The organism is Paraburkholderia sp. A1RI-2L (assembly GCF_048957375.1).
Classification (GTDB): Bacteria; Pseudomonadota; Gammaproteobacteria; order Burkholderiales; family Burkholderiaceae; genus Paraburkholderia.
This window is the reverse complement of sequence record NZ_JARBTA010000005.1, coordinates 193,957-217,989: the sequence shown is the minus strand read 5'-3', so window position 1 is coordinate 217,989 and position 24,033 is coordinate 193,957. Positions and strand designations below refer to the sequence as shown.

The window sequence follows — 24,033 nt, the reverse complement described above, 5'->3', positions numbered from 1 at the left end:
TTGGAGTCCGTGGGTTGATCTCCTGTTCGGCTTGAAAGGCTCGCGACTCATGCGAGCCTGAACACCCCTACCGCCTCACGCAATTCCACCGCCTGTTCGGCGAGCGCATGCGCTGCCGCGGAGGCCTCCTCGACGAGCGCCGCATTGTGCTGCGTGGTCTCGTCCATCTGCGTGACAGCCACGTTCACCTGCTCGATGCCGGTGCTTTGCTCCCGCGAAGCCGTGGCGATCTCGCCGACGATTGCCGTCACGCGCTCGACCGCGCCAACCATTTCCCCGATCACGTTGCCCGCATCGTTCACGAGCGCCGAGCCCGCATCGACGCGTTGCGCGGAAGCCTCGATCAGCGCCTTTATTTCCTTCGCCGCCGCGCCGCTGCGCTGCGCGAGCGAACGCACTTCGGCGGCCACCACGGCAAAGCCGCGCCCCTCCTCGCCGGCACGCGCGGCCTCGACCGCTGCGTTCAACGCCAGCATATTCGTCTGAAACGCAATGCCATCGATCACGGCGATGATATCGACGATCTCGCCCGAGCTCGACGCAATCCCGCGCATGGTGTCGACCACCTCGGTCATCAACTGCCTGCTGCGCGCCGCCGTCTGTGCCGCGTCGCCGGCCAGCCGCGCTGCCTGTTGCGCGTTTTGCGCATTCCGGCGCACGGTGACCGTGATCTCTTCCATGCTCGCCGCCGTTTCTTCGAGCGAAGCGGCCTGCTCTTCCGTACGCGATGAAAGCCCGTGGTTGCCCGCCGCGATTTGACCGCTCGCCGAGGCCACGCCCTCGGCATGGCCGCGCACCTTGCTCACCACGCCCGCAAGGCTGCGCTGCATGCTCTTGAGCGCCGCGAGCAGCATTGCGGTTTCGTCGCGGCCGCCCGTTTGAACTTCGAAGGCGAGATCGCCGTTGGCCACCGCGCGCGTGCAGTCGAGCGCGCGAGCGAGCGGCCGCGTCACGGTGCGGCTGAAGAGCCAGCTGCCCGTCATGGAAACGATCAAGGCAGCCACCATCAACACGGCGCTGATCGCCGTCGCGCGACGCGCATCGCTAGCCGCATCGGCCGATACCTGGGCGGCCTGCGCCGCGATCCGGCGCGCCGCTTCGCCGAGCAACGCGGCGGGCGCGCGATCGACGCCGGCCACTGCATGATCGCCAGCGGCGGCATCGAAGCCCGCTGCCTTGAAGGCCGCGAACCCCGCGCGATAACCTTGCCCCATCGCCGTGTGCGCAGCGGCAAACCGCTCGACCAGGTCGCGGCTCTCGCCTGCGGGCAAATTCGTTCTCAATTGTGAGGCGAGCGCGTCCACTTCGCGCTCACGCGCCTCGAACGCGGACCAGTGCTTCTCCAGCAGCGCGGGATCCTTGCCGCGCAGCAGCGTGTCCTTCCATTCCTGCACCTGCACCTTGAAGACGACCAGCATAGCCGTCGCCGCACGCTCGTTGGCTACGCTGTCCTGCACCGTCGTGCCGTAAACATTGAGCGACTGATTCAGCGAATAGATTCCGTAGAGCGCGCCGGCGAACATCAAGACGAGGGCCGCCGCGAACGCAAGCGGAATCTTCAGGGTCAACTTCATCTTTGTTTCCTTGCCGCTTCATTCATGTTTCATTTTCGATTGCCTTTCGTGACGCATTCGCGCCACGCCGGTGGTATCGGCATTCGCATGAAAAACTGAAGGGGGCGAAGAAAAGCCGGATTTGCTGCACCCAATGCGCGCTAATGAACAGTCGCCTCCTCCTGGCAGATATGACAATATCGCGACACTACCGATGCATCGACGAAAAACGACTCAAAGCATCGTGTGCGTACTTCGATAAAACGGTAATCGAACGCCGTCGAAACGGCGCGGGAGTCTGGGATGCAGACAATCTCTTTCGGGGAATGCGTCGCTGGGGCATGGCGCGACGCCGGGAACATGGTGCTGCAGCGGCCGCTGTTCATTGCCGTATGCACCACCGCCATTTTTTTCACACGCTTCATTCAGGTCTCGCTGGGTGACCTTCCCGCACCGCATTCCATGCAGGTGATGCTCGCGATCGGCGCATTGTGGCTGGTAAAGCTCCTGCTCACGAATGCCGTTGTCGTACAGGCGATGCGCTACGTGGTGCTCGGCGATGACGCCATCGCCATCGACACCTTGGTTGGCCGCGATTACTGGCGCTATTTGGGGCTGACGTATGGCCTGACGGTGGTCATGATCGTCGCGGTGGTGGCCGGCGCCCTGCTCGTTGCAACGGCGTCGCGCTTCCTTGGCATCCACGGGCATGCGCGTGCGCTCTCCATGACAAGCGCATGCGCCATGGCGTTAGCCGCAATCTGGGTGAATGTGAGGCTATGCCTCCTGTCGAGTCACGTCGCGATCGGCAGGCCGCTAAGCTGGCGCGCCGCCTGGCGTGACACTCACGGGCACGCCATGACCATCATCGGCACCTGGCTCACGATCGCCCTGACGATATGTATTGCCGCGGTCCTGATCATGGGGATCGCCGCACTAATCTCCCACGCTCTTCGCGACGGCCGCCACGGCCCCGTTCTCCAGTTCGCGCAGATTCTGGTTCTGGTCGCCGCGTTGAGCATCTCCGGTGCCGGTTCGGGCTGGATCTACCGGCGCTACGCAACGGGCTTGATCACCCCACCCCGAGGTCTGTGAACCGGACCGCGTATCGCAATCGGGAAATCGGGAAATCGGGAAATCGGGAAATCGGCACCCAGGCAAAAAAGGCAGTAGTCCTTGCGGACCACTGCCTTTCTTCATCGATCGTGCCTGATCAGACGCGATTCAGACATGACTCATACGCAACTCAGTCGCGATTGGCCTGAAGCACCGTCAACGCCGTCATATTGATGATGCGTCGCACTGTCGAGCTCGACGTGAGCACGTTCACCGGTGCATTCACGCCGAGCAGGAACGGCCCCACCGCCACGTTGCTGCCCGCGCCGGTCTTGAGCAGGTTGTACGCGATGTTCCCCGAGTCCACGTTCGGGCACACCAGCAGATTCGCCGCGCCCTTGAGCTTCGAATGCGGGAGGATGCGCTGGCGCAGCGCTTCGTCGAGCGCGCAGTCGCCGTGCATCTCGCCGTCCACTTCCAGATCGGGGTTCTGCTCGGTCACGAGCTTGAGCACTTCGCGCATCTTCGCGCCCGATGCCGAGCTGCCCGAGCCGAAGTTCGAGCGCGAGAGCAGCGCGACCTTCGGTGCGAGATTGAGCCATTCCATCTGGCGCGCCGCCGCGAGCGTGAACTCGGCGATCTGCTCGGCATTCGGGTTGTCGTTCACGTGTGTGTCCACGATGGCGACCGTGCGCTTGTCGAGCAGCAGGATGTTCATCGCTGCGTAGGTCTTCGCGCCACGGCGCATGCCGATCGCTTCGTCGACGAAGCGCAGGTGATCGTGATACGCGCCCACGGTGCCGCAAATCATGCCGTCCGCGTCGCCCAGGCGCACCATCATTGCACCGATCAGCGTGAGGCGGCGGCGCATTTCCACGCGCGCCATTTCCTTCGAGATGCCGTCGCGGCAACGCAGTTCCCAATACGTGGTCCAGTATTGATGGAAACGTTCGTCGTACTCAGGATTCGTCACTTCCACATCTTCGCCGAGCTTCAGGCGCAAGCCGAACTTCTCGATGCGCGCAAGCAGCACTTCGGGACGGCCGATCAGGATCGGACGCGCGAGCTTCTCGTCGACGATCACCTGCACCGCGCGCAGCACGCGCTCTTCCTCGCCTTCCGCGAACACGATGCGCGCCTTCGCGCCATCGCGCACGAATTGCTTGGCCGCCGCGAAGATCGGCTTCATGAACGCGCCCGAGTGATACACGAACTGCTGGAGCTCGTTCGTGTAGGCGCCGAAGTCGTCGATCGGACGAGTCGCCACGCCGTCTTCCATCGCGGCCTTCGCCACCGCCGGCGCGATGCGCACGATGAGGCGCGAGTCGAAGGGACGCGGAATCAGATACTTCGGACCGAAGCGCAGATCGTAAGCGCCGTAGGCCGCGGCCACCGAGTCATTGACCTCTTCTTCGGCGAGCTTCGCGATCGCGTGCACCGCCGCGATTTCCATGTTGCGCGTGATGGTCGTTGCGCCCACATCGAGTGCGCCGCGGAAAATGTACGGGAAGCATAGAACGTTATTGACCTGGTTCGGGAAGTCCGAGCGGCCCGTGGCGATCACCGCGTCCGGGCGCGCTTCGAGCGCGACCTCGGGGAAGATTTCCGGCGTGGGGTTGGCGAGCGCGAGAATGAACGGCTGGTCCGCCATCTTCTTGACCATTTCCGGCTTGAGCACGCCGCCGGCGGAGAGGCCGAGGAACACGTCCGCGCCTTCGATCACTTCGGCAAGCGAGCGCGCAGAGGTGTCCTGCGCGAAGCGCTCCTTGTCCGGGTCCATCAGTTCGGTGCGGCCCTGATAGACCACGCCCGCGAGGTCGGTCACCCAGATGTTCTTGAGCGGCAGGCCCAGATCCACCATCAGGTCCAGACACGCGAGCGCCGCTGCGCCCGCGCCCGAGGCCACGACCTTGACCTTCGAAATGTCCTTGCCCACCACTTTCAGGCCGTTCAGGAACGCGGCCGAAACGGTAATGGCGGTGCCGTGCTGATCGTCGTGGAAGACCGGAATCTTCATGCGCTCGCGCAGCTTGCGCTCGACCGTGAAGCAGTCCGGCGCCTTGATGTCTTCCAGATTGATGCCGCCGAAGGTGGCTTCGAGGCTCGCGACGATGTCCACGAGCTTGTCGGGATCGCTTTCGGTGATTTCGATGTCGAACACGTCGATGCCGGCGAACTTCTTGAACAGCACCGCCTTGCCTTCCATGACCGGCTTGGAAGCGAGCGCGCCGATATTGCCGAGGCCCAGCACGGCCGTGCCGTTCGTGATCACGCCCACCAGATTGCCGCGCGCCGTGTAGCGGAACGAGTTCTGTGGATCGGTGACAATTTCCTCGCAGGCCACGGCCACGCCGGGCGTATAGGCGAGCGCGAGATCGCGCTGGGTGACCAGCGGCTTGCTGGCCGTGACCGAAATCTTGCCCGGGGTGGGGAATTCGTGGTACTCGAGGGCGGCCTGACGTTCGGTCTTATTCATGTTCCTCACTCCAATATGGTGCCGGCCGCCATGGCGGCGCAACGGTTGTGTTCGAATGAGGGCCATTCTAGAGAGCCGGCATAACGACCCCATTTTGATTTAGTATGGGGCCATTATTTTTTCCTGATACCCCTCCCGGGGCTTGCCGGCCGTGTCATTCAGTACCGAAGAAGTCACGAGGCGCCTGAACGCGCGCCTGAAAATACGCCATCTGGTGCTGCTGCTGCAGATCCGCCAGCACGGCTCGCTCACGCGGGTGGCCGAGCACATGGCCACCAGCCAGCCGGCGGTGACCAACGCGCTGGCCGAGATGGAGAGCCTGTTCGGCGCGCCGCTGTTCGATCGCTCGCCGCGCGGCATGACGCCCACGGCGCTCGGCAATGTCGTGCTGGCCCGCGCGCAGGCCATGTTGCACGACCTCGACCACCTCGCGCGCGACATCGAAGCGGTGCATGCGGGCCATGCCACGCGCATGCACGTGGGCGTGATTCCGTTCATTTCGGGGCGCACGCTTGCCGCGGCGATCCGGCTCGCGCAGTCGCGCCTGCCACAGCGCGTGACCATGACGATTCACGAAGGCACGACCGACACGCTGCTGCCGCGCCTGCGCGACCACACGCTCGACCTCGTGATCGGGCGCGCATCGTCCACCGCCGACGTGAACCAGGTGCGTTTCGACGTGCTGTACCAGCAGACGCCGCGCTTGATCGCGAGCCGACGCCTCGCCGCGCGGCTCGGCCGCGGCAAGTCGAGCTGGCAGAAACTCGCGGAACTGGAATGGATTTTGGGCGCGCCGAACACGCCCATGCGCGAGCAGATTTCCGACCTCTTCCTGCACGCGGGCGTGGCGCCGCCGGTGCCGATCATGGAGAGCTATACGTCGCGGCTGATCGGCGAAATGATCGCGACGAACGAGAATGCGGTGTCGATCGTGCCCGCCGATATCGCCGAGGAACTCGTGCATATCGCGGGCGTGGCGATCGTGCCCTACACCTTCGACTGGACGCTGCCGCCCATTGCGCTCTTCACGCGCGCGGGCGTGCAGCGCGAAGTGGATACCGTGTTCGGGCAGGCGTTGCGCGAGCTTTATCTGGAAGTGGAGGCGGGGCGGCGGTGATACCAGGGCGCGCGTTGCGCCCCGCCTCGTGCGTCAAACCCGCTGCGCCACCGCGCTGCGCTCGGGCATCGCCTGCTGGCTGTGCATGCGCGACACCAGCATCAGCGCGCATACCAGCGTGACGATCACGTGTACGATGCCGAGCGCGACCACCGAAAGAATGCTGCCCGTGGCGCCCAGCAGGAACTGGCCGAGAATCGGCGTCGTGCCCGCGAACACCATGCCGCAAATCTGGTACGAGAGCGAGATGCCTGTGTAGCGCACCTGCGCCGGAAAGGCCTTTGCGAGCATGCCAGCCATGGCCGCGTAGTACAGCGAATGCGGAATCGAGGCCAGCGCCATGCCGAACATCGCGAGCTTGGTCGACCCCGTGGCGATCATCATGAACATGATCGGCAACGCCACGATCTCGGGCACCAGCATGTAGATGATCGCCTTCCGGAGATCGAGCTTCGTGGCCAGCACGGCGCCGAACGGCTGCACGATCAGTTGCACGACGATGGCGAACGTGATGACGCTCAGGAATTGCGTGCGGTCGAACCCGATCGAAGTCACGGCCCACGACAGCGCGAACGTAGTCTTGAAGTAAGTGGCCGAAAGCGCGATCACGCACGCACCCACGCCCATCGCCACGAGCGACTTGTGGTGGCGCAGCACTTCGCCGATCGGCAGCTTCACCACCTTGTTCTTCGCCTGCAGCTCCTTCATGGCCGGCGATTCGTCCACGCTCATGCGGATGAACATGCCCACCATCACCAGCAGCGCCGACATCAGGAACGGCACGCGCCAGCCCCACGTCATGAACTGATGGTCAGGCAGCATCGAGATCACGAGAAACGCCACCGTCGCGAGCAGGTTGCCCGCGGGCGAGCCCTGTTGCGCGAAGGCCGAATAGAGAATCTCCTTGCCCTTGGGCGCGTGCTCGGATGACAGCACCACCGCGCCGCCCCACTCGCCGCCCATCGCAATGCCCTGCAGCAGCCGCAGGAAGATGAGCAGCACCGGCGCGATCACGCCCGCCTGCGCATAGGTAGGCAAAAAGCCCATGGCCGTGGTGCAAAAGCCCATCAGCATGAGCGTGATGATGAGGGTCTTCTTGCGGCCTACCTTGTCGCCCAGGTGACCGAACACGATGCCGCCGATCGGGCGCGCGAGAAAACCCACCCAGAACGACGCGAACGCCGCGAGCGTGCCGACCATCGGCGAGCTCGAAGGGAAAAACAGCTTGCCGAGCACGAGCGCCGCGGCCGTGCTGTATGCGTAGAAGTCGTACCACTCGATCGTCGTGCCGACGAACGAGGCAATGCCAGCCTTGCGGGCCTGGCGGGCCTGGTGATGCGGGTTGTCGAGAGAGGAAGCTGCCACGTTACGTCTCCAGAAATCGATTTCAGCCGCCGCGTTTCCGATATGAAACGCGCAGAACCCGGGCCTTTCCGATGCGAAACACCCCGCTTCGAGGCAGGTGGCAGGCACATCGTCGCCGTTCGATTGACGAACAAGCTTTCATTTATCGAACAGTTGCCGGGCGGTGCGGACTATGAAGCGCTCGCTTTATAGCGTCAACCAAGGGATAACCCGAATCCGCTCCGTTCCCAGTCTGGGCCCCAGGCCGCGCGATTTAGGTGTTTACCCGTAAGCATATTGTCAGCGCATTATCGATATGTCGATAATGCTCTCATGGATGTGAAAACTGCAGTGCGCGTCTTCGACGTGATCAACCTCTTTGCCGAAGTCCGGCAACCGATGATCTACAGCGAGATTGCGCGTCGAACCGAGATCCCGCTATCGAGCTGCCACGCGCTGTTGCAGACGATGGTGGCCAAGGGCTATCTCTACGCTCCGGGCGTGAAGGCCGGCTATTACCCCACGCAGCGCCTCCTGCATGTCGCGCGCGACATCTGCAGCGAGGACCCGCTGACGCTGATGTTCCAGCCGCTGCTCGCCGCGCTGCGCGACACCACCGGCGAGACCGCCGCGCTCGCCACGCTCGCGGGCAACCGCGTCGTCTATCTCGACGTGATGGAGTCGCGCCAGAAGATCCGCTACAGCGACGAGCCCGGCGGCTTTATGTCAGTCACGAGCGCGGCTGGCAAGGCGCTGCTCGGCGCGCTTGCGCCCACGGCGCGGCGCAAGCTGCTCGACAGCTGCGAGCCGTTGACGGTGGCGCCAGGCGGTTCGTTCGTTGATCGCGCAACCTTCGAGCACGAGATCGAGCAAGGCGTGGCGGACGGCTGGCATCGCTCGACGGGCGAAAGCATCGAGGACGTGGCCGGCCTCGCGCGCGGTTTTCTGATTCACGGCGAAGCGTTCGCGCTCGTCATCGGCGCGCCCAAGGCGCGTCTTCTAAGCAACGAGCAGCACGCCGTGCAGGCGCTGCTCGAGGTATTCGCGCAAATCCCGCCGTCGCTGCTGGCCGCCTGAAGGCCCGGCGCCGGCGGCAGTCATGGCGCAACCGTCCGGCAAGGACGGAGAGGAACAGAGCATGCGTTGGAAGAACCGGCCGGAAGGCTCGAACTGGGGCGATTTCGGCCCTGATGATCAATTGGGCCGCCCCAATCTCATTGGTGCGGAGCAGGTGCTCAAGGGCGCGCGCGAAATTCGCGCAGGGCTTAGCTTCACGCTCTCGCTGCCGCTCGACTTTCCCGGCGAGAGCAAGCTCAACGTGCGCCGCCATCCGCCCGTGCTGCGGCCGACCTTCCGCGACGGCCTGCCCTACGTGAATTTCCCGTTCGCGCGCAACCAGCCCGGCGCCACCGATGTCGTGAGCGACGACCAGGTGCTGCTCTCGCTGCAGTATTCGACGCAATGGGATGCGCTCGCGCACGTGGGCGCGCGTTTCGACGCCGATGGTGACGGCGTGGCCGAAAGCGTCTATTACAACGGCTATCGCGCGAACCGCGATATCGTCGGCCCGATGGAATACCGCGCGGAAAGCGGCTTCGCGCCGCACGCCTGCGGCGGCGCGCACAGCCATGCCGATGTGCTCGGCATCGAGAACCTCGCGGTCAAGGGCATGCAGGGCCGCGGCGTGCTGATCGATCTGGCCGCGCATTTCGGGCGCGAATGCCGCACGGTCGGCTACGACGACCTCATGCGCGTGATCCAGGCGGAGCGCATCGAAGTGGAGCGCGGCGACATGCTCGTGCTGCGCACCGGTTTCGCCGAAATGGTGATGGAGATGAACCGCCAGCCCGACGAAGCCGTGCTCGCGAGCCATTGCAGCGCGCTCGACGGCCGCGACGCGCGACTGTTGCGGTGGATCACCGACTCGGGCATTGCAGCGCTCGCCGCCGACAACTACGCAGTCGAGCGCTACCCCGCGCGCGAGCCCGCCACGCCGGGCGAGCACCCGCTCATGCCGCTGCACCACCATTGTCTCTTCAAGCTGGGGCTGCCGCTCGGCGAGCTGTGGTATTTGCGCGATCTCGCCGCGTGGCTGCGCGAGCACCAGCGCTCGCGCTTCATGCTCACCGCGCCGCCGCTGCGGCTGCCGGGCGCGATGGGCTCGCCGGTCACGCCGGTCGCCACCGTTTGAGTTCATTCGCATTCCAAAATTATCTCGATTCGCATTCCCGATATGGCTAAAGAACGAGTTTTGATCACTGGCGGCGCCGCCGGCATTGGCGCCGCATGCGCCGCCCGCTGCGAGGCAGACGGCTACGAAGCGGTCGTGATCGACCGCGTGGGCGACGGCATCATCGCCGACCTTTCCGACATCGAGGCCACGGCGCACGCGCTCACGCGTGCGCTCGCGGACGGCCCGATCACGCGCCTCATCAACAACGTGGGCATCGTGGTCCCGGCGGACGCCGAACACCAGACGCTCGAAGAGCTCGAACTCGCGTGGGCGCTCAATGTGCGCTGCGCGCAGCAGTGCATGCAGGCGCTGCTGCCGGGCATGAAAGCCGCGGGCTTCGGGCGCATCGTGAACATGTCGTCGCGCGCGGCGCTCGGCAAGGAGTTGCGCACCGCGTACTCGGCCACCAAGGCGGCGCTCATCGGCATGACGCGCGTCTGGGCGCTGGAGCTGGGCGCGTTCGGCATCACCGCCAACGCCATCGGCCCGGGCCCGATCCGCACCGAACTGTTCGATCGCGCCAACCCGCCTGGCGCGCCGCGCACGCAAGCCATCGTCAACGCCGTGCCGGTGAAGCGCGTGGGCACGCCCGACGACGTCGCTCACGCCGCCTCGTATCTGCTCGACGCGCGCAGCGGCTTCGTCACAGGCCAGGTGCTCTATGTGTGCGGCGGCATGACGGTCGGCGTCGCGGGAGTCTGACGATGCAATCCGCCGACCACCTCGAAGCGCACAGCGGCGCGGCTGCGACGGTCCCCGGCACGCGGCGCGCGGGCATCGTCGGTGCGGGCAGCATCGGCGTGGCGTTCGCGCTCCAGTTCGCGCGCGCGGGCTGGCGCGTGCGCCTCTTCGATCCCGACGCAGCGCGGCGCGCCGCAGCGCCTGCCGAACTCGCCGCGCGTCTCGCGGACCTCTCGCGCTTCGTGTTGATCGACGAAAGCGCGGCTCGAATCGCCGCGCGCGTGGAGGTGGTCGACACGCTCGAAGCCGCGGCCGCCGACGCCGATCTGGTGCAGGAATGCGCGCCGGAGCGCGCCGAGCTCAAACGCGAACTCTTCGCACAGATCGGTCGCGCCGCGCCGGAGCATGCGATTCTCGCGAGTGCCTCGTCGTTTCTCGCGGCGTCGAAATTCGTCGATGAAACCTTGCCGGGCCGTGCGCGCTGCCTCGTCGCGCATCCCGGCAATCCGCCCTATCTCATGCCAGTGGTCGAGATCGTGCCGGCGCCGTTCACATCGCCGGCCGCCACCATGCGCGCCATCGCGCTCTATACCGAAGCGGGCCTGCTGCCCGTGCGCGTGAAAAAAGAAGTGGCCGGCTTCATCTTCAACCGGCTGCAAGGCGCGCTGCTGCGCGAGGCGTATTGCCTCGTGCGCGATGGCGTGGCCTCCGTCGACGACATCGACACAGTGGTGCGAGAAGGACTCGCGCCGCGCTGGTCCGTGATCGGCCCGTTCGAGACCGCCGACCTGAACACGCGCGGCGGCATCGCCTCGCATGCGCTGAAGATGGGACCGTCCTATGAACGGATGGGCGCCGAGCGCGGCCAGCACGATCCGTGGACGCCCGAACTCGTCGCGCAAGTGGAAGCCGCGCGGCGCGCGGCGCTGCCGCTCGATCAATGGGAGGCGCGCGTGGCGTGGCGCGACCGCCAGCTCATGCGGCTCGCGAAACACCGCAAGAGCACGCCGCCCGAGAAGGATTGAAGTGAACGTTCGCGCGAACGCGACGTCACCGCAAGAGAGACCACACGACTATTACGACTGAAAAGAGACATACCCATGCAAAGAATCACCGCGTTTTTCACCGAGCTGATGCGCCGGTACTTGCCCGATCCCTTTGTCTTTGCGATCGGCCTCACCTTGCTTACGATGGTGCTGGCCGTGACCGTGCAAGGCCAGGCCATCACCGCGCTCACGGCGAGCTGGGGCAAGGGCTTCTGGGCACTGCTCGCCTTCACGACGCAGATGGCCGTGATTCTCGCGATGGGCTACGTGCTCGCCACCGCCCCGCTCACCGACCGGTTTCTCGACCGGCTCGTCTCGCAGGTGAACTCGCCGCGCACGGCGATTATCGTGGCGACGCTGGTGGGCGGCATCGGCAGCTGGCTCAACTGGGGCTTCGGCCTCGTGGTAGGCGGCATCGTGGCGCGCAAGCTCGCACTGCGCGTGAAGGGCGTGCACTATCCGCTCATCATCGCGTCGGCATACAGCGGCTTCACGCTCTACGGCCTCGGCCTTTCCGCCAGCATTCCCGTGCTGATCTCGACCAAGGGCCATCCGCTCGAAGCACAGATGGGCATCATTCCGCTCTCCGAAACGATTTTCTCGCCCGCCATGCTGATCACGAGCCTCGTGACCATCGTGACGCTGCCGCTCCTGAACGCGTGGCTGCATCCGAAAGCGGGCCAGCCGGTAAAGGAGATCGATCGCGCGCTGGACGCGGCGCCCAAGGCCGCCGCTCCCGTGCTCGACACCGACGAGAACGGCACCCTCGCCCATCGCCTGAACAACAGCCGCCTGTTGAGCCTGGTGATCGGCGCAATCGGCATGGGCTATGTGGCGCTGCACTTCGTCCAGGGCGGCTCGATCGATCTGAACCTCATCAACTTCTTTATTCTGTTCCTCGGCATCCTGCTGCTGGGCACGCCCATCCGCTATGTCGAGAAACTCAATGAAGGCATTCGCACGATCAGCGGCATCATTCTTCAATACCCGTTCTACGCGGGCATCATGGCGATCATGGCGTCCTCGGGGCTCGTCGACACACTCTCCGCGGCCTTCGTCAAGGTCGCTACGCCCAGCACGCTGCCGTTCTGGGGCTTGATCAGCTCGTTCGTCATCAACTTCTTCGCGCCCTCCGGCGGCGGCCACTGGGTCATCCAGGGTCCGTTCATGATCGAGGCCGCAAAGACGATCGGCGCATCCGTGGGTCACACCTCCGTTGCAGTGATGCTCGGCAACGCCTGGAACGATCTGGTGCAACCGTTCTGGATCCTGCCGGCGCTCGCGCTCTCGCGACTCAAGCTCAAGGACATCATGGGCTATACGGTCATCATGATGTTCTGGATCGGCATTGTCTATTCGGTGGCGATTCTCGTCTGGGGCTGATCCCGGAACGTTTAAAACCCCACTCGCTATTCACAGGAGACCGAACGTGCTCTATCTCGTGCACATGGAAGTGCAAATTCCACACGGCACCGACGCCGGCTACGCCGATGCATTGAAGGCAGAAGAAAAGGCGTTCTCGCAGAAGCTGCAACGCGAAGGCAAGTGGCGTCACTTGTGGCGCGTCGCGGGTGAGTACGCAAACTACAGCGTTTTCGATGTGGAGTCGAACGACGAACTGCATACGCTGCTTGCCGCGCTGCCGCTCTTCCCGTTCATGAAAATCGCGGTAACGCCGCTGGCCCAGCATCCCTCGGCCATCACGCCGAATTGAACCGGCGCAGCCAGTCCGGGAAAAACAACCGGCCCGCCGGCGAGATGCACCTCGTGAGCGCATTTCGCATAGCGGGCCGAATTCCGATCGGATAATCGGACGATCGCCTCGATTAGAAGCGGTGACGCAGACCCACCGTTGCGGCGACCTGGTTCGGCGTGGTCGAAGGCGACAGCGTGTTGATCATGGCAACGTTCGAAACGCCGTTCAACTGGCCCGAAGCGTGCTGATAGACACCTTCGACGTAAACGTCGGTGCGCTTCGAGAGCGAGTAGTCGGCTTGCAGCGAAACCGTGTGCCACTTCGGATCAGCCGAACCCACGTTGCTCGTGAGCTTGCCGTCGGTGTACGTGTACGAGGCGTCGAGGCTCAGTGCCGGCGTCAGCGCATAGCGGCCGTTCAGCTCGAAGTTGTCGAGGCGCAGGCCCGTGTTCGGTTGCGTAAACACGATTTGCGTATTGCCCCCCTGGCCACCCGACATCAGCCCCTGGTATTGCGTGTGGGTCCACACGAAGCCCACCGTTGCGGGGCCATAAGTGTAGTTCAGGCCCGCACCGAAGGTGCGCTGCGTTTCCGCCGCCAGGTTGAAGTTATTGCCATTGCCCGGCGAGTTCGCGCCATTCGCATTGCTGTTCGTGCGCGAATTGTTCATCTGCAGGTAAGCCGCCGCGAAGTTCAGCGGGCCGTTGCCATACGATGCGCCAAGGCTCCATGCGCGGTTATTCGCGAACTGGCCCGCATCGTTGCTGAAGCCGTACAGGCCGCCGAACTTGAAGCCCGCATAGTTGGCGCTCGAGTACTTGACCGAGTTCTTGATCGAGAACGAGTGATCGAGGTTGTCGTTGTCGAACGGGTGAGCCGCCATGTTGTTGCCGAAGCCCGAACCGGCTTCCGAGAGCGGCGACAGGTAATCGACCATCGAATCGTACTGGCGGCCCAGCGTCAGCGCGCCATATTGGTCGCTTTGCAGACCAACCCAGGCCTGGCGGTTGAACATCGTGCCGGCTTCCGTGTCGCGGCCGTTGTTCAGGTTGAAGCCGTTTTCCAGCCTGAAGATGGCATGCACGCCGCCGCCCAGGTCCTCGCTGCCCTTCAGGCCGAAGTACGTATCGGACAGTGCACCGCTGCCCTGATTCCACGCGGCGTGGCCGCCCGCGTTGTTCGCATAGACGATACCCGCGTCCAGCGCGCCATACAGCGTGACGCTGCTTTGCGCGTGAGCCGAAACTGCGAATGCGCTGAGGACGCCCGCAATAATCAAAGTGTGCTTCATGACTTTCCTTTGTGACATTCAGACCGAGCTGAAGTGGTCCGGGTACTGGAGCCACCCCGTCAATCCTGGAGCGAAGTTTAAGTGCGCATGCTCAGGGAACGGCGTGTCCTCACGCTGGAACAGTCAATTGCAGAATATGGAAATATCGGAATTCCCCTGCTTAAAACTTTGTGCGGAAAGGAAAATTCGAAGCTCGCACTGTCACCGGCATGTCATGGGCGTGTGGCAATCGCGCGACGTTGCGGTCGAATCGGTGAATTAGATTATTGTGGAAATCGATCCCCTTTCTTTCAATTGCCTGTACGGCGCGATGCTTTTTTGTTCTGCCTCGAAAAACGTGTTGACGCGCCGCAGGTCCGCTACCTAGAATTTAGAAATCTTGACAAAAAGGGGCTAACGCCTTGGACACCTGCAGTAGTCGATCTTCGAACTGTTTCGCTGCCTGACCGGCACGACGTCCGCGCTCCCTTTTCACAGCCGCCGTCCTGCCAGCAGGCAGACGGTGCGCGCCGCAGCAACACTCCCCGTGCACCCCACCATTTAGCGCCGTATGGGCAGCGCTTTCGCGCGTCCGCACGGCAGGCGTTGCGAGCCTGCGCTCGCAACTGCGTTCGCGCGCGCCCTTTCGCCGGGTTCTGCCTGTGTCGCGAAAGGGCCATGCACGAGCGCGTGGATCAACACGCGCGTACTCCATGTACGCGCCTCACGCATGAGGGAGCCGCCATGCCGGATAGCGACAGTCATCCCATACGTCCAACGATTTTGAATTTTCTATTTCTGAACACGGAAAGCGAGTAGGTATCCGCACCCTGCGCTCCGCGCGCATGGCCAACCGGGCCTGCTGGTTTTTCGCCGAACGCGTCGAGCCAGACGCCCGGAGCAACATCATGTCATACGCACTCCTGCTTTCCCGCCTGCCCCAAGTCGAACTGGCGCGCGACCATTACACCAGCATGCTCGCGCTGCACGAGACCGCGCCAAGCCTGCGCGCACGCCTCTGGCAGCGCCTCAAGCATCTCCGTTCGTAAGCGGCACACCCTCGCCATTCACACAGACAACTCAAAAGACGGGATCGCCATGTCCACTCCAACCCACTTCACGCAAGCGAACGTATCGCCGCCACGCAGCGCGGTGCTCGACGAAGCCCACCTTGGCGATATCCAAGGTGCGCTCGGCACCATCTCCCATTACGACCTCGCCCCGCGCTCGGGGTGGTGGGCGCGCCTGCGCACGCTGCTCGCCATTATCGGCCCCGGCCTCATCGTGATGGTGGGCGACAACGATGCGGGCGCCTTCGGTACCTATACGCAGGCCGGCCAGAATTACGGCACCACCCTGCTCTGGACGCTGCTGCTGCTCGTTCCGGTGCTCTACGTGAACCAGGAAATGGTGCTGCGCCTTGGCGCGGTCACGGGCGTCGGCCACGCACGCCTGATCTTCGAGCGCTTCGGCAAGTTCTGGGGCGCGTTTAGCGTGATAGACCTGTTCATCCTCAATGCGCTCACGATCGTGACCGAGTTCATCGGCATTACCTTCGTGCTCGATTTCTTCGGTATCCCGAAGATTCTGGGCGTGTGCATTGCCGCTGCGCTGACCATGGCGGCCGTCAGCACAGGCGATTTCCGACGCTTCGAGCGCTTTGCGGTCGTGCTGTGCCTGCTGAGCCTGCTGCTCGTGCCCGTGCTCGTGACAATTCATCCGCCCATTGTGCAAATGGCGCGCGACTTCTTTATCCCTGGCTGGCCCGCCCACTCGAAGCTTTCGGACGTGATGCTGCTCGTGATCGGCATCGTCGGCACTACGGTTGCGCCGTGGCAGTTGTTCTTTCAGCAAAGCTATGTGATCGACAAGCGCATCACGCCGCGTTTCATGAAGTACGAGAAAGCCGATTTGTGGATCGGCATCTTCTTCGTGCTGATTGGCGCCGTGGCCATGATCGCATTCTGCTCGCAGCTCTTTGCCGGCAAGCCCGAGGTCGGCAGCTTCACCGACGCGGGCGGCGTGATCGCCGGCCTCGAAAAGTATGCGGGACACACCTCGGCCGTGTTGTTCGCGATCGCGCTGTTCGATGCGGCCATTATTGGCGCGGCGGCGGTGTCGCTTTCGACGGCCTACGCGATCGGCGACGTGTTCAAGATCCGCCATTCGCTGCATCGCGGCGTGTCCGACGCGAAGGGCTTTTACCTAGTCTATTTCGGCATCGTGGCTGCCGCAGCGGCCATCGTGCTGATTCCGGGCAGCCCGCTGGGCCTCCTGACCGAAGCCGTGCAGACCCTTGCGGGCGTGCTGCTGCCGAGCGCGACCGTGTTTCTGCTGCTGTTGTGCAACGACCGGGCGGTGCTCGGCCCATGGGTCAATTCGAAGGCGCTCAATCTGTTCACGGGCGCGGTCGTCTGGGTGCTGGTGATGCTTTCGATCGTCCTCACCGCTTCGGTCATGTACCCCGACATGAGCGGCGAAACCATCATCGACATCCTCGCGGCCGGCACGCTGCTGGCCGTGGCCGGCCATGCCGCCATGCTTGCGTGGCGCTGGCTGCGCGGTGAAAGCGCGCCCGCTGCCCAGAGCTGGCCCGAGGGCGCGCGCGATATGTGGCGCATGCCGCCGCTTGTCGAGTTGCCGCCGCCTAATCTCACGTTGGCCAAGCGCGTGTGGATGGGCGTGCTGCGCGGCTATTTACTTATCGCTGTGATTCTGGTGATTGTGAAGGTTGTGCGGATGATGCTGATGCACTGAGCGCGGCTGACCGGCAGTGACTCGAGCCTGACGATCAGGTCGCCGGCATTTACTTTCAGCGCTTCCGTATGCACTTTGCAGATCTGGCTGCATAGGTATCCGCGCGTCAAGCTCAATTGGGGTTCGTTGTGGGGAGTGCTTCGAGACGCACTCGCATTGACTTGAGTATGCATGCTGCATCCGGACCACACGCGTCTCGGTGCTTGATCCACTGACGCTGACTGCGGCTGAGCGTGACTGTCTGTGTTCCCGATGTTTTTGCCTGCACCATCGCGCGTCCGTAGGCTTCCGCAATACTCTGATCGAAAGCGGCCAACTGGTACGAATTGCAAATCGCGTGCTCGGTTGCTGTGGACGCCTTATCACATCGAAACGAAACTTCGATCGGCGCGTTGTTTGGGATCTTCCTGAGCACGAGAATGGTCTCGTCGTGCCAGCGCAGGTACATCTTTTCGCGAACATTTAGGACGATCCAGGCGCCCGGCACGGCTTCCTTTCCGAGTGCGGCATAGGACACGCCGAGGTCGCCTTGCCACACGCCTTTCGAACGCATCAGATCATTCAACGATGTTCCGATGTAACGCACCTCGGGGTTCACGCAACCGTCCGGGAAGTCGTCGGTGTCGTCAGTGACATCGTTGCGCGTGAACTTGAATATGCGCCCTGTCAGGCGTGGATCGTTCCATGTGTACTGGGTGGTACGTCCGAATTCCGTATTAAGGTGAATCTCCTTGACCTGCCATGTGCCAGAGAGGAAGTCTGGCAGCGTCGCACCAAACGAATTGAATATGTAAAGAAAAATACAAGAGCGCTGAAGACGTAGCGTCCCTCGAAGCGCATGTTGGCGAGCCTGTTTCTACTTTGCCGCCGTGGGTGGTTTTGTCGTTGATGCGGATTAGGTTGATCACGGGATAGCATGTTAATGTGGGCGCGATGAGCTTGTATTCGGTTCAACGAACGCAATCTCGCACAAAAATAATAATGAAGCGCGCCGGGCCTCCAGATGGGACTGCCAATTTCTATATGGCTTGGTTGCAATGGTTAGGCAATTATGCAGGTATCAAATATTTACTTCATTGGCCATAGTATCGTGTAGCGCCGTAAAATAAATCATCATCCTGTGTTTTTATCAGAACAATTTTCCCTTTCTTTTTCCACAGCCACGAACACTGGCCAAGTCCCACATCGGAGCATGCTTGCATCTCAGGGCGCGCTGTGCATCGCTGGTCTTCTGGAGTACACGGTAAAGCATTGACGCTATGGTGTGGGTTCCATCGATTCTTTAGCATGATCTCACGAACCTTGCTATATGGCGTCTCCATTTTTATGAATGGAATATTCAATGTGTTGGCGTCAGGTTCTGCAAGTACACAAGAAGAAATAACAAGCGAGAGGGCGAGAAGGTGGCATTTGCAAATCAAGCCGGACTTCATATTTATCTCCGAATTTCGTCAATTTCATTGAGAATTTCTCTCAATTTCCTTGTGGATGCATCATTGTTCGTGTTAGCCACGCCTTGGTAATATGACATATGGCCGTTCGATATTCTGCCATCTTGAATTGGGCGACCGCGCGGGGCCGAGATGGAAGCCCATTCCTGAGCAGCCGCATACTGGGCGCCGTCTATGGTTCCCCGCCCATTCTTTACAAAGGCGGCCAATGCACCACCTCAAGCCTTTTTGAAGAGATAGTCTCTGAAAAAGCGCTCCTGCATTTCGGCATCGTATTTTTCATTAACCGTTAGCCCCAAAGCTAATTTTCCAATTCTAAGAGAATATAAGGTTGTTTGATATTTTCCTGTTGCGAACATTCGGTTTGGATTGGTGCCAGATAGTGGATCTGTTGCCAGGATTTCATCAATTGTTCTTGACGTAACTGTTCCAGAAGGGGGGCTCATATATGAATGGCCAACACGCCCGCCTGGAACGTTCTTGGTTCCCGTGTTATATGATTCGTATGTTCCCTCACCGTCCGATATAGCATCGCCTATTTTCTTGATGAATTCGTCCAGGTTGTCTGTAGCAAAACTGAAATTCCCCACCACCCCCACCGGATGAAAATGCCAGGGCGTCGGCTCCTTCGGAAATCCCTCGATGGAAGCCACCTGTGCCCACGACTGCAGCGTCCCGATCCGCTCTAGCTCGGACTGCCACAGCCACAGCAGATTCTTCATCAGCGGCGACATCTTTTCCCATCTTTCGTATTATTTAGTACGGCGCTTTGCACGTCTCATATCTGACATATATTTATTGCCATTGAAATAATAGTAAACATTGTTCACCTCGCCCGCAGTCCCTGATGACACATCAATGTCCATGAAGCCGTTCTGCAGACGGTGCTTGACTGCTACCGCGTAGCCCCCGGTATTCAGAATTACTTTTTCGCGTGATTCGTCTACGATCCAGATGGGGCCAAGCGCAGCCCCCCAACCACAGGCATTCTCGGTAGTGACAAAGTATGTGGTGACTGTGAGTGATGGAGTCAGTGGAATTTTTGTTCCTGCAAGCTTACACCCCATATTTTTAAAAGGGGAGAAAGATGGATCATTCGCAATAGCTGCATTTGCCTTTCTATCGATACGGCTCAAGGCAGTATCCTCGATGGTAAGATTGACACCCTCTGAAAAAGTGTTTTTACAAATAGCCAGCAAGACGAGGAAAGAATATTTAAAATAATGCATGACCTTTATCTCAAAACATCATCGCAAATATTTTTCTGAAATAAATTAAAAAAACGGCATTACATGTGATTCCGATATACCTCTCCCGCCATAAGCCAATGAGGGACCATCATGTTGGTAAGCGTGAATCATCACGTATAATTCTCTGCCCAAGTAATTTTTTGCCAGTTGTTTGTTCTCCAGGTAATGCCTGACTAATGCGTCAGCACCAATCTTTGCATCAAACCGCTGCGCATCAGTAACGATTCGGTATGGCCTGGCTGTCAAGTCAACAAATTGACCCACACCTGACGCAGAAGTCGTTCCAGCCGCAGCATCAGGGTTAAATCCCGATTCAACACGCGCCATCGCTAGAACCATCACCGTATCGTTTCTATCAAGTCCATGCGCTTTTGCAGCATCGACGATAAGATCAATAACACCTTTCTGCACTTCTTTATTCGCATCACCATGCCGTCGACTGTTGCCTGCAAGACGGCCGGGGGAGTTGTCTATGGGTACGTTGTAATGGCTATACGACCTGATTTGCTCATCTCTGTACGCGGGGCCGCGGGGTGCATACATTACATCGTAGTGAATGCAACCATTTTGGCACCGCTGTAAAAAATTCCCCACCACCCCCACCGGATGAAAATGCCACGGCGTCGGCTCTTGCGGAAATCCCTCGACGGAAGCCACCTGCTCCCACCACTGCAGCTTGCCGATCCGCTCTATCTCGGACTGCCACAGCCACATCAGATTCTTCATCAGCGGCGACATCTCTTCCCACTTGCCCATCCCGCCGCCCCATTCGGTTTCCGAGCGCACCACCAGATGCGTGATCGCCTCGGCCATCCACGGGGTTTCCCGCGCCTGCTGCAACTCGTACGCCGTCACCTTGCCGTCGTGGTTCGTATCAATCGCCTTCTCCAGCCTGACGATCAGATCGCCAGCATTCACCTTCAGCGCGCTCGGCTCGAACGCCGTCTTGTCCTCGTCGGCCAGATACTGGTCCGTGACATGGAGGTGCCGTTTGAACAGGTCGACCGGTCTGAAGCTGATGTTGTCGATGAGTTCGAACCCCGGCCAGTCCCACGGGCCACACAGGCGCGCGAGCGGATGATGTGCCTCGCACACCCAGCCTTGCAGGGTTGAGCCATCCTTCGTCCCGATCGTGATGTTCCACCAGCGCAGCCCCTTGTCGTCGACGGCGACATTGCCCGCGCCCAGCCGGTCCAGATCGGTGCGCCGGAATACGTCGCGGAAGTCCGCGCCTGGGCCTTTCGCATTGGAGATATTCAGCGGGAAATCCGACCATCCCTTTACGATGCCGGTTGCCGTTGTGTTCGCGAGTTGGGCTTCCACCCACACCGGGGAACCGGCGTTCGTCAGCGTCGGGGTTGGGCGCTGGCCCCGGTGTCCTCCACGGGCGGGCATCGTCACCGTCTTCGGCTGGACCCTGACCCATCGCGAACCCTCCGCCTTGCCCACTGGCACGAGCTTCAGGCCGCCTGCGCTCTGGGGCAGCGTCCGGTCCGGCTCGGGGATCTCCATGACGAGCCGCGCGCCGGGCGAAATCTCCAGAAACGTCTTCGCCGCCGGCAACGCTTTTGCGCGTGCGCGGCTCTTTTCGATGAACGCCGGCAATTCCGGGCCCGCGAATACTTCGAGATGCAGCAGCGGCCGGGTCGGCTTCGGCGGCAGCAGCTTCGCTTCCGTGTAGCGCACGTAGTGGCCCATCTGGCCCACCACGTCGCCGGCCTTCACGGGATAGGGCTGTTTCAGCACCACCACCGTATCGAGTGGCTTCGGATCGAGAACCTCGTCGAGTTCCTTCGCATACACCCAGCTCCACCGGGCGTGCTCCGATACCCGCTGGCCGGCAACCGGCGCAACCGGCCCGCCGCTTCTGAGCGCCTTGATCTTTCGCCAGCCGGGATGCCTCGGGTCCGATTCGGACAGCAGCAGTTCAGCGCCACGGGGCAGGATGCCGATGATTCTGCCGTTCGCCAGGTCGCGAATGTGGATGCCCTTCACGGGCACGGGGGGCGGCGTGTTGTCAACCGGCTGGACGACGGGCGGCTGGGGTGGAACGACGAAATCCGCATCGATGAATTCGCCAAGCAGGTCCCGGTTCGCGATGTCCACCGGCACGGGCTGCGGCGGCTTGGGTTTCGGCAGCGTTTGCATGTCGTTCGACCTGTCGCCCACGCGGTAGTAGCGCTCGCCTTCCCAGAACGGCATCGGCTCCAGGTGCGGTATGGCCGGATCAGGTTGTTTCTTCGCAGCCTGATAGCTGTTCCAGTCCATCAGGTGCATGTACAGGCTGAAGAACGTCAGCGTTTCGTCCGACGCGGGCTTGCCCGTAACACCAGGCGCCGGCGGCAACGGCAGCCTGTGACGGATCAGCACAAAGCCCGTCGAGTAGAGCGCCTTGCGATTGTCCCGCCAGATCTGTTCGGGATACTTACTGTCGAGCCGGTAGGCCACGACCTCGCCATCCGCGATGGCCCGCACGCCTTCGTCCTGCTTGAGCATCGCCGCGGTGTTGCGGTCGAAGTGCACGCCGCCGTGCCATATTCCGCTGACGCCAAGCGGATAGAAACCGTCGTCGGTCTTCGCCAGCGCCTTCATGTACGTCAACGGGTCGGTGGCGCCACCATTTGCCGGACGGCGTGAATGGAAAGGCCCAGTTCGGCGGGGTATAGGCGGGCGCTGGCGATGCTGTGGGTACAGGAGGAACGCGCGTGCTCATGGACTTTGAACCTTGGACTGTCTCTGCTGTGCGTACCAGGAGCAAGCAGAACGTTTTGCGGCTTACCCGAGAACAGCGAGCCGCGATTAACCAGGTTCAACATCGTAATCGGGTCCATGTACCCGAATATTGACGAGCCTCTACCTCATCGTGAATGAGCGTGAACTACTGAACGACTCCATTGCGGTATGCACGCGGGTACGTAGCCAAGGAAAACCGGCGACCAAAACCAGGATTCGGCCACCGCCCTTACCCTACGCCGCCCGCGAGCAATGATCCGGCATCCGCAGCGCCGCCTCGTCGGCCATGAGCGCCTGCGGAATGAACTCCTTGAGAAAGTCGACGAAAGTTCTGATCTTCGCGTCGAGATATTGCCGCGATGCATACATCGCATACACCGTGAGCTTCTGCAGCAGATAATCGGGCAATACCCGCAGCAAAGACCCACTGCGCAGCGCAGGCACCGCGCTCGACATGGGCAACGACCCAATCCCCGCGCCCTCGCGCAATGCACCGGCGAGCGCGTCCGCAACATTCACCTGAAACGTCGAGGGCGGCAATTCAAATGTTTCCGCGCCGTCCGGCCCTTCGAGATGCCAGCGATCGCGCGGGAAAACCGGCGTGATCAACTGAAGACATGCATGGTCCGCCAGCTCGGCCACACTGTTCGGCGCGCCGCGCTCGCCCAGATAGCCGGGCGAAGCGCACAGCACGCTATGCACCCAGCCTAGCGTCTGCGAAACGAGCGCCGAGTCGGGCAGCTCCGCCGAACTCAGTTGAAGCGTCACGTCATACCCTTCGTCGAGCAAATCGGGAACGTGCTGCGAGAGCGTGAGTTCCACCGCTACCGAGGGATAGCGCTTCTGGTACTCCATGATGGCGGGCACCAGATAAGCCTGCCCGAAGCTCGTAGTGGCATGAACCCGCAGCCTGCCGGACGGCAGCGCTTGCGCGTCGCCCGCCTCGGCTTCGGCCTGATCGATGTACGCGAGAATCTGCTCGCAGCGCCGCAAATAGCGCTCGCCGGCTTCGGTGAGCGCGACGCGGCGTGTGCTGCGATTGAGCAGGCGCGCTTGCAGATGCGTTTCGAGGCTCGCCACCGCGCGCGACGCAAATGCGGTCGTGATGTCGAGGCGGTGGGCGGCAGCCGTAAAGCCGCCTTCTTCGGCAACGCGGACGAAGATCCGCATGCAGTTGAGCGTATCCATCTGACGAAAGAAACAGGGTGGGCGTGGGGCGCCGGATTTTCCGGACCCCGGCGATTTGACACCGGCAAGCTTACCATTCATGCCCGCACGGCGGGCCGGATCGCGCCGTGCCTCACCGCCGCCGCACGCGCTCCGGAGTAAACGACTCAATACGCGCGATAATTCGCCTTCGTCGTTTTTTG

Annotated in this window: 19 protein-coding genes and 2 pseudogenes; 10 read left to right on the top strand and 11 right to left on the bottom strand. The window is 61.9% G+C overall.

Annotated elements, in window-relative coordinates; all coding sequences use genetic code 11:
- Positions 1-47 precede the first annotated feature (47 nt).
- Positions 48-1,574 (bottom strand): methyl-accepting chemotaxis protein, encoded by a 1,527-nt coding sequence (locus PWP93_RS33770; protein ID WP_421047902.1) that lies wholly within the window; start codon positions 1,572-1,574, stop codon positions 48-50.
- Positions 1,575-1,856: 282 nt separating this feature from the next.
- Between PWP93_RS33770 and PWP93_RS33765 the strand changes: the two genes are divergently transcribed.
- Positions 1,857-2,648: a hypothetical protein gene (locus tag PWP93_RS33765; RefSeq protein WP_421047901.1), complete on the top strand. Its 792-nt coding sequence runs from the start codon at positions 1,857-1,859 to the stop codon at positions 2,646-2,648.
- A 151-nt stretch (positions 2,649-2,799) separates the two neighbouring features.
- Here PWP93_RS33765 and PWP93_RS33760 read toward each other — a convergent pair whose 3' ends face one another.
- Positions 2,800-5,085, bottom strand: coding sequence for an NADP-dependent malic enzyme (locus tag PWP93_RS33760; RefSeq protein WP_421047900.1), 2,286 nt, complete (start codon positions 5,083-5,085; stop codon positions 2,800-2,802).
- A 151-nt stretch (positions 5,086-5,236) separates the two neighbouring features.
- Between PWP93_RS33760 and PWP93_RS33755 the strand changes: the two genes are divergently transcribed.
- Positions 5,237-6,202, top strand: coding sequence for a LysR family transcriptional regulator (locus PWP93_RS33755; RefSeq protein WP_421047899.1), 966 nt, complete (start codon positions 5,237-5,239; stop codon positions 6,200-6,202).
- Positions 6,203-6,235: 33 nt separating this feature from the next.
- Here the strand turns inward: PWP93_RS33755 and PWP93_RS33750 are convergent, their stop codons facing one another.
- The gene (locus tag PWP93_RS33750) at positions 6,236-7,567 is read right to left on the bottom strand and encodes an MFS transporter (RefSeq protein WP_421047898.1); all 1,332 of its coding nucleotides are present in this window, start codon (positions 7,565-7,567) and stop codon (positions 6,236-6,238) included.
- 312 nt (positions 7,568-7,879) lie between these two features.
- Here PWP93_RS33750 and PWP93_RS33745 point away from each other — a divergent pair, with 312 nt between their 5' ends.
- The 6 genes from PWP93_RS33745 (at position 7,880) to catC (ending at position 13,220) form a co-directional block, all read left to right on the top strand.
- Positions 7,880-8,623, top strand: a complete 744-nt coding sequence (locus PWP93_RS33745) for an IclR family transcriptional regulator (RefSeq protein WP_421025691.1) — start codon at positions 7,880-7,882, stop codon at positions 8,621-8,623.
- Positions 8,624-8,684: 61 nt separating this feature from the next.
- The gene (locus PWP93_RS33740) at positions 8,685-9,737 is read left to right on the top strand and encodes a cyclase family protein (protein ID WP_421047897.1); all 1,053 of its coding nucleotides are present in this window, start codon (positions 8,685-8,687) and stop codon (positions 9,735-9,737) included.
- A 42-nt stretch (positions 9,738-9,779) separates the two neighbouring features.
- Positions 9,780-10,481 carry an SDR family oxidoreductase gene (locus tag PWP93_RS33735; RefSeq protein WP_421047896.1) on the top strand — a complete coding sequence of 234 codons (702 nt, stop codon included), beginning with the start codon at positions 9,780-9,782 and terminating at the stop codon, positions 10,479-10,481.
- A 2-nt stretch (positions 10,482-10,483) separates the two neighbouring features.
- Positions 10,484-11,485, top strand: coding sequence for a 3-hydroxyacyl-CoA dehydrogenase (locus PWP93_RS33730; RefSeq protein WP_421047895.1), 1,002 nt, complete (start codon positions 10,484-10,486; stop codon positions 11,483-11,485).
- Positions 11,486-11,560: 75 nt separating this feature from the next.
- Positions 11,561-12,889 (top strand): short-chain fatty acid transporter, encoded by a 1,329-nt coding sequence (locus PWP93_RS33725; protein ID WP_421047894.1) that lies wholly within the window; start codon positions 11,561-11,563, stop codon positions 12,887-12,889.
- A 46-nt stretch (positions 12,890-12,935) separates the two neighbouring features.
- Positions 12,936-13,220, top strand: a complete 285-nt coding sequence (gene catC / locus PWP93_RS33720; RefSeq protein WP_421047893.1) for a muconolactone Delta-isomerase — start codon at positions 12,936-12,938, stop codon at positions 13,218-13,220.
- Positions 13,221-13,332: 112 nt separating this feature from the next.
- On the opposite strand, the gene PWP93_RS33715 is transcribed toward catC, so the two are convergent.
- Positions 13,333-14,493, bottom strand: coding sequence for a porin (locus PWP93_RS33715; RefSeq protein WP_421047892.1), 1,161 nt, complete (start codon positions 14,491-14,493; stop codon positions 13,333-13,335).
- A gap of 887 nt (positions 14,494-15,380) precedes the next feature.
- Here PWP93_RS33715 and PWP93_RS33710 point away from each other — a divergent pair.
- Together PWP93_RS33710 and PWP93_RS33705 are read left to right on the top strand one after the other, a co-directional pair.
- Positions 15,381-15,521, top strand: coding sequence for a hypothetical protein (locus PWP93_RS33710; RefSeq protein WP_421025697.1), 141 nt, complete (start codon positions 15,381-15,383; stop codon positions 15,519-15,521).
- Between the two features lie 49 nt (positions 15,522-15,570).
- Positions 15,571-17,229 (top strand): NRAMP family divalent metal transporter, encoded by a 1,659-nt coding sequence (locus PWP93_RS33705; protein ID WP_421047891.1) that lies wholly within the window; start codon positions 15,571-15,573, stop codon positions 17,227-17,229.
- A 112-nt stretch (positions 17,230-17,341) separates the two neighbouring features.
- Here the strand turns inward: PWP93_RS33705 and PWP93_RS33700 are convergent, their stop codons facing one another.
- From PWP93_RS33700 to PWP93_RS33670, 7 genes and pseudogenes are all read right to left on the bottom strand, one after another.
- On the bottom strand, positions 17,342-17,827 hold the full coding sequence (locus PWP93_RS33700) for a lysozyme inhibitor LprI family protein (protein WP_421047890.1): 486 nt from the start codon (positions 17,825-17,827) through the stop codon (positions 17,342-17,344).
- Positions 17,828-18,045: 218 nt separating this feature from the next.
- Positions 18,046-18,137, bottom strand: a pseudogene (locus PWP93_RS33695) (PAAR domain-containing protein); the annotation flags it as partial.
- Positions 18,138-18,302: 165 nt separating this feature from the next.
- Entirely contained in the window at positions 18,303-18,662 is a 360-nt protein-coding gene (locus PWP93_RS33690) for a hypothetical protein (RefSeq protein WP_421047889.1), read from the bottom strand.
- Positions 18,663-18,664: 2 nt separating this feature from the next.
- Positions 18,665-19,426 (bottom strand): annotated as a pseudogene (locus tag PWP93_RS33685) (lytic transglycosylase domain-containing protein); the annotation flags it as partial.
- Between the two features lie 6 nt (positions 19,427-19,432).
- Positions 19,433-19,909, bottom strand: coding sequence for a hypothetical protein (locus PWP93_RS33680; RefSeq protein WP_421047888.1), 477 nt, complete (start codon positions 19,907-19,909; stop codon positions 19,433-19,435).
- A 45-nt stretch (positions 19,910-19,954) separates the two neighbouring features.
- The gene (locus PWP93_RS33675; RefSeq protein WP_421047887.1) at positions 19,955-22,522 is read right to left on the bottom strand and encodes a lytic transglycosylase domain-containing protein; all 2,568 of its coding nucleotides are present in this window, start codon (positions 22,520-22,522) and stop codon (positions 19,955-19,957) included.
- Between the two features lie 375 nt (positions 22,523-22,897).
- Positions 22,898-23,851, bottom strand: coding sequence for a LysR family transcriptional regulator (locus PWP93_RS33670; RefSeq protein ID WP_421047886.1), 954 nt, complete (start codon positions 23,849-23,851; stop codon positions 22,898-22,900).
- Positions 23,852-24,033 lie beyond the last annotated feature (182 nt).

Excerpts from the sequence above, each read along its gene's own strand:
- PWP93_RS33690 (WP_421047889.1), bottom strand. The coding sequence starts at position 18,662 with ATGAAGTCCGGCTTGATTTGCAAATGCCACCTTCTCGCCCTCTCGCTT.
- PWP93_RS33740 (WP_421047897.1), top strand. The coding sequence starts at position 8,685 with ATGCGTTGGAAGAACCGGCCGGAAGGCTCGAACTGGGGCGATTTCGGC.
- PWP93_RS33715 (WP_421047892.1), bottom strand. The coding sequence starts at position 14,493 with ATGAAGCACACTTTGATTATTGCGGGCGTCCTCAGCGCATTCGCAGTT.
- PWP93_RS33680 (WP_421047888.1), bottom strand. The coding sequence starts at position 19,909 with ATGCATTATTTTAAATATTCTTTCCTCGTCTTGCTGGCTATTTGTAAA.
- PWP93_RS33735 (WP_421047896.1), top strand. The coding sequence starts at position 9,780 with ATGGCTAAAGAACGAGTTTTGATCACTGGCGGCGCCGCCGGCATTGGC.
- PWP93_RS33710 (WP_421025697.1), top strand. The coding sequence starts at position 15,381 with ATGTCATACGCACTCCTGCTTTCCCGCCTGCCCCAAGTCGAACTGGCG.
- PWP93_RS33760 (WP_421047900.1), bottom strand. The coding sequence starts at position 5,085 with ATGAATAAGACCGAACGTCAGGCCGCCCTCGAGTACCACGAATTCCCC.
- PWP93_RS33770 (WP_421047902.1), bottom strand. The coding sequence starts at position 1,574 with ATGAAGTTGACCCTGAAGATTCCGCTTGCGTTCGCGGCGGCCCTCGTC.
- PWP93_RS33745 (WP_421025691.1), top strand. The coding sequence starts at position 7,880 with ATGGATGTGAAAACTGCAGTGCGCGTCTTCGACGTGATCAACCTCTTT.
- PWP93_RS33725 (WP_421047894.1), top strand. The coding sequence starts at position 11,561 with ATGCAAAGAATCACCGCGTTTTTCACCGAGCTGATGCGCCGGTACTTG.
- PWP93_RS33730 (WP_421047895.1), top strand. The coding sequence starts at position 10,484 with ATGCAATCCGCCGACCACCTCGAAGCGCACAGCGGCGCGGCTGCGACG.
- PWP93_RS33675 (WP_421047887.1), bottom strand. The coding sequence starts at position 22,522 with ATGAAGGCGCTGGCGAAGACCGACGACGGTTTCTATCCGCTTGGCGTC.
- PWP93_RS33670 (WP_421047886.1), bottom strand. The coding sequence starts at position 23,851 with ATGGATACGCTCAACTGCATGCGGATCTTCGTCCGCGTTGCCGAAGAA.
- PWP93_RS33765 (WP_421047901.1), top strand. The coding sequence starts at position 1,857 with ATGCAGACAATCTCTTTCGGGGAATGCGTCGCTGGGGCATGGCGCGAC.
- PWP93_RS33705 (WP_421047891.1), top strand. The coding sequence starts at position 15,571 with ATGTCCACTCCAACCCACTTCACGCAAGCGAACGTATCGCCGCCACGC.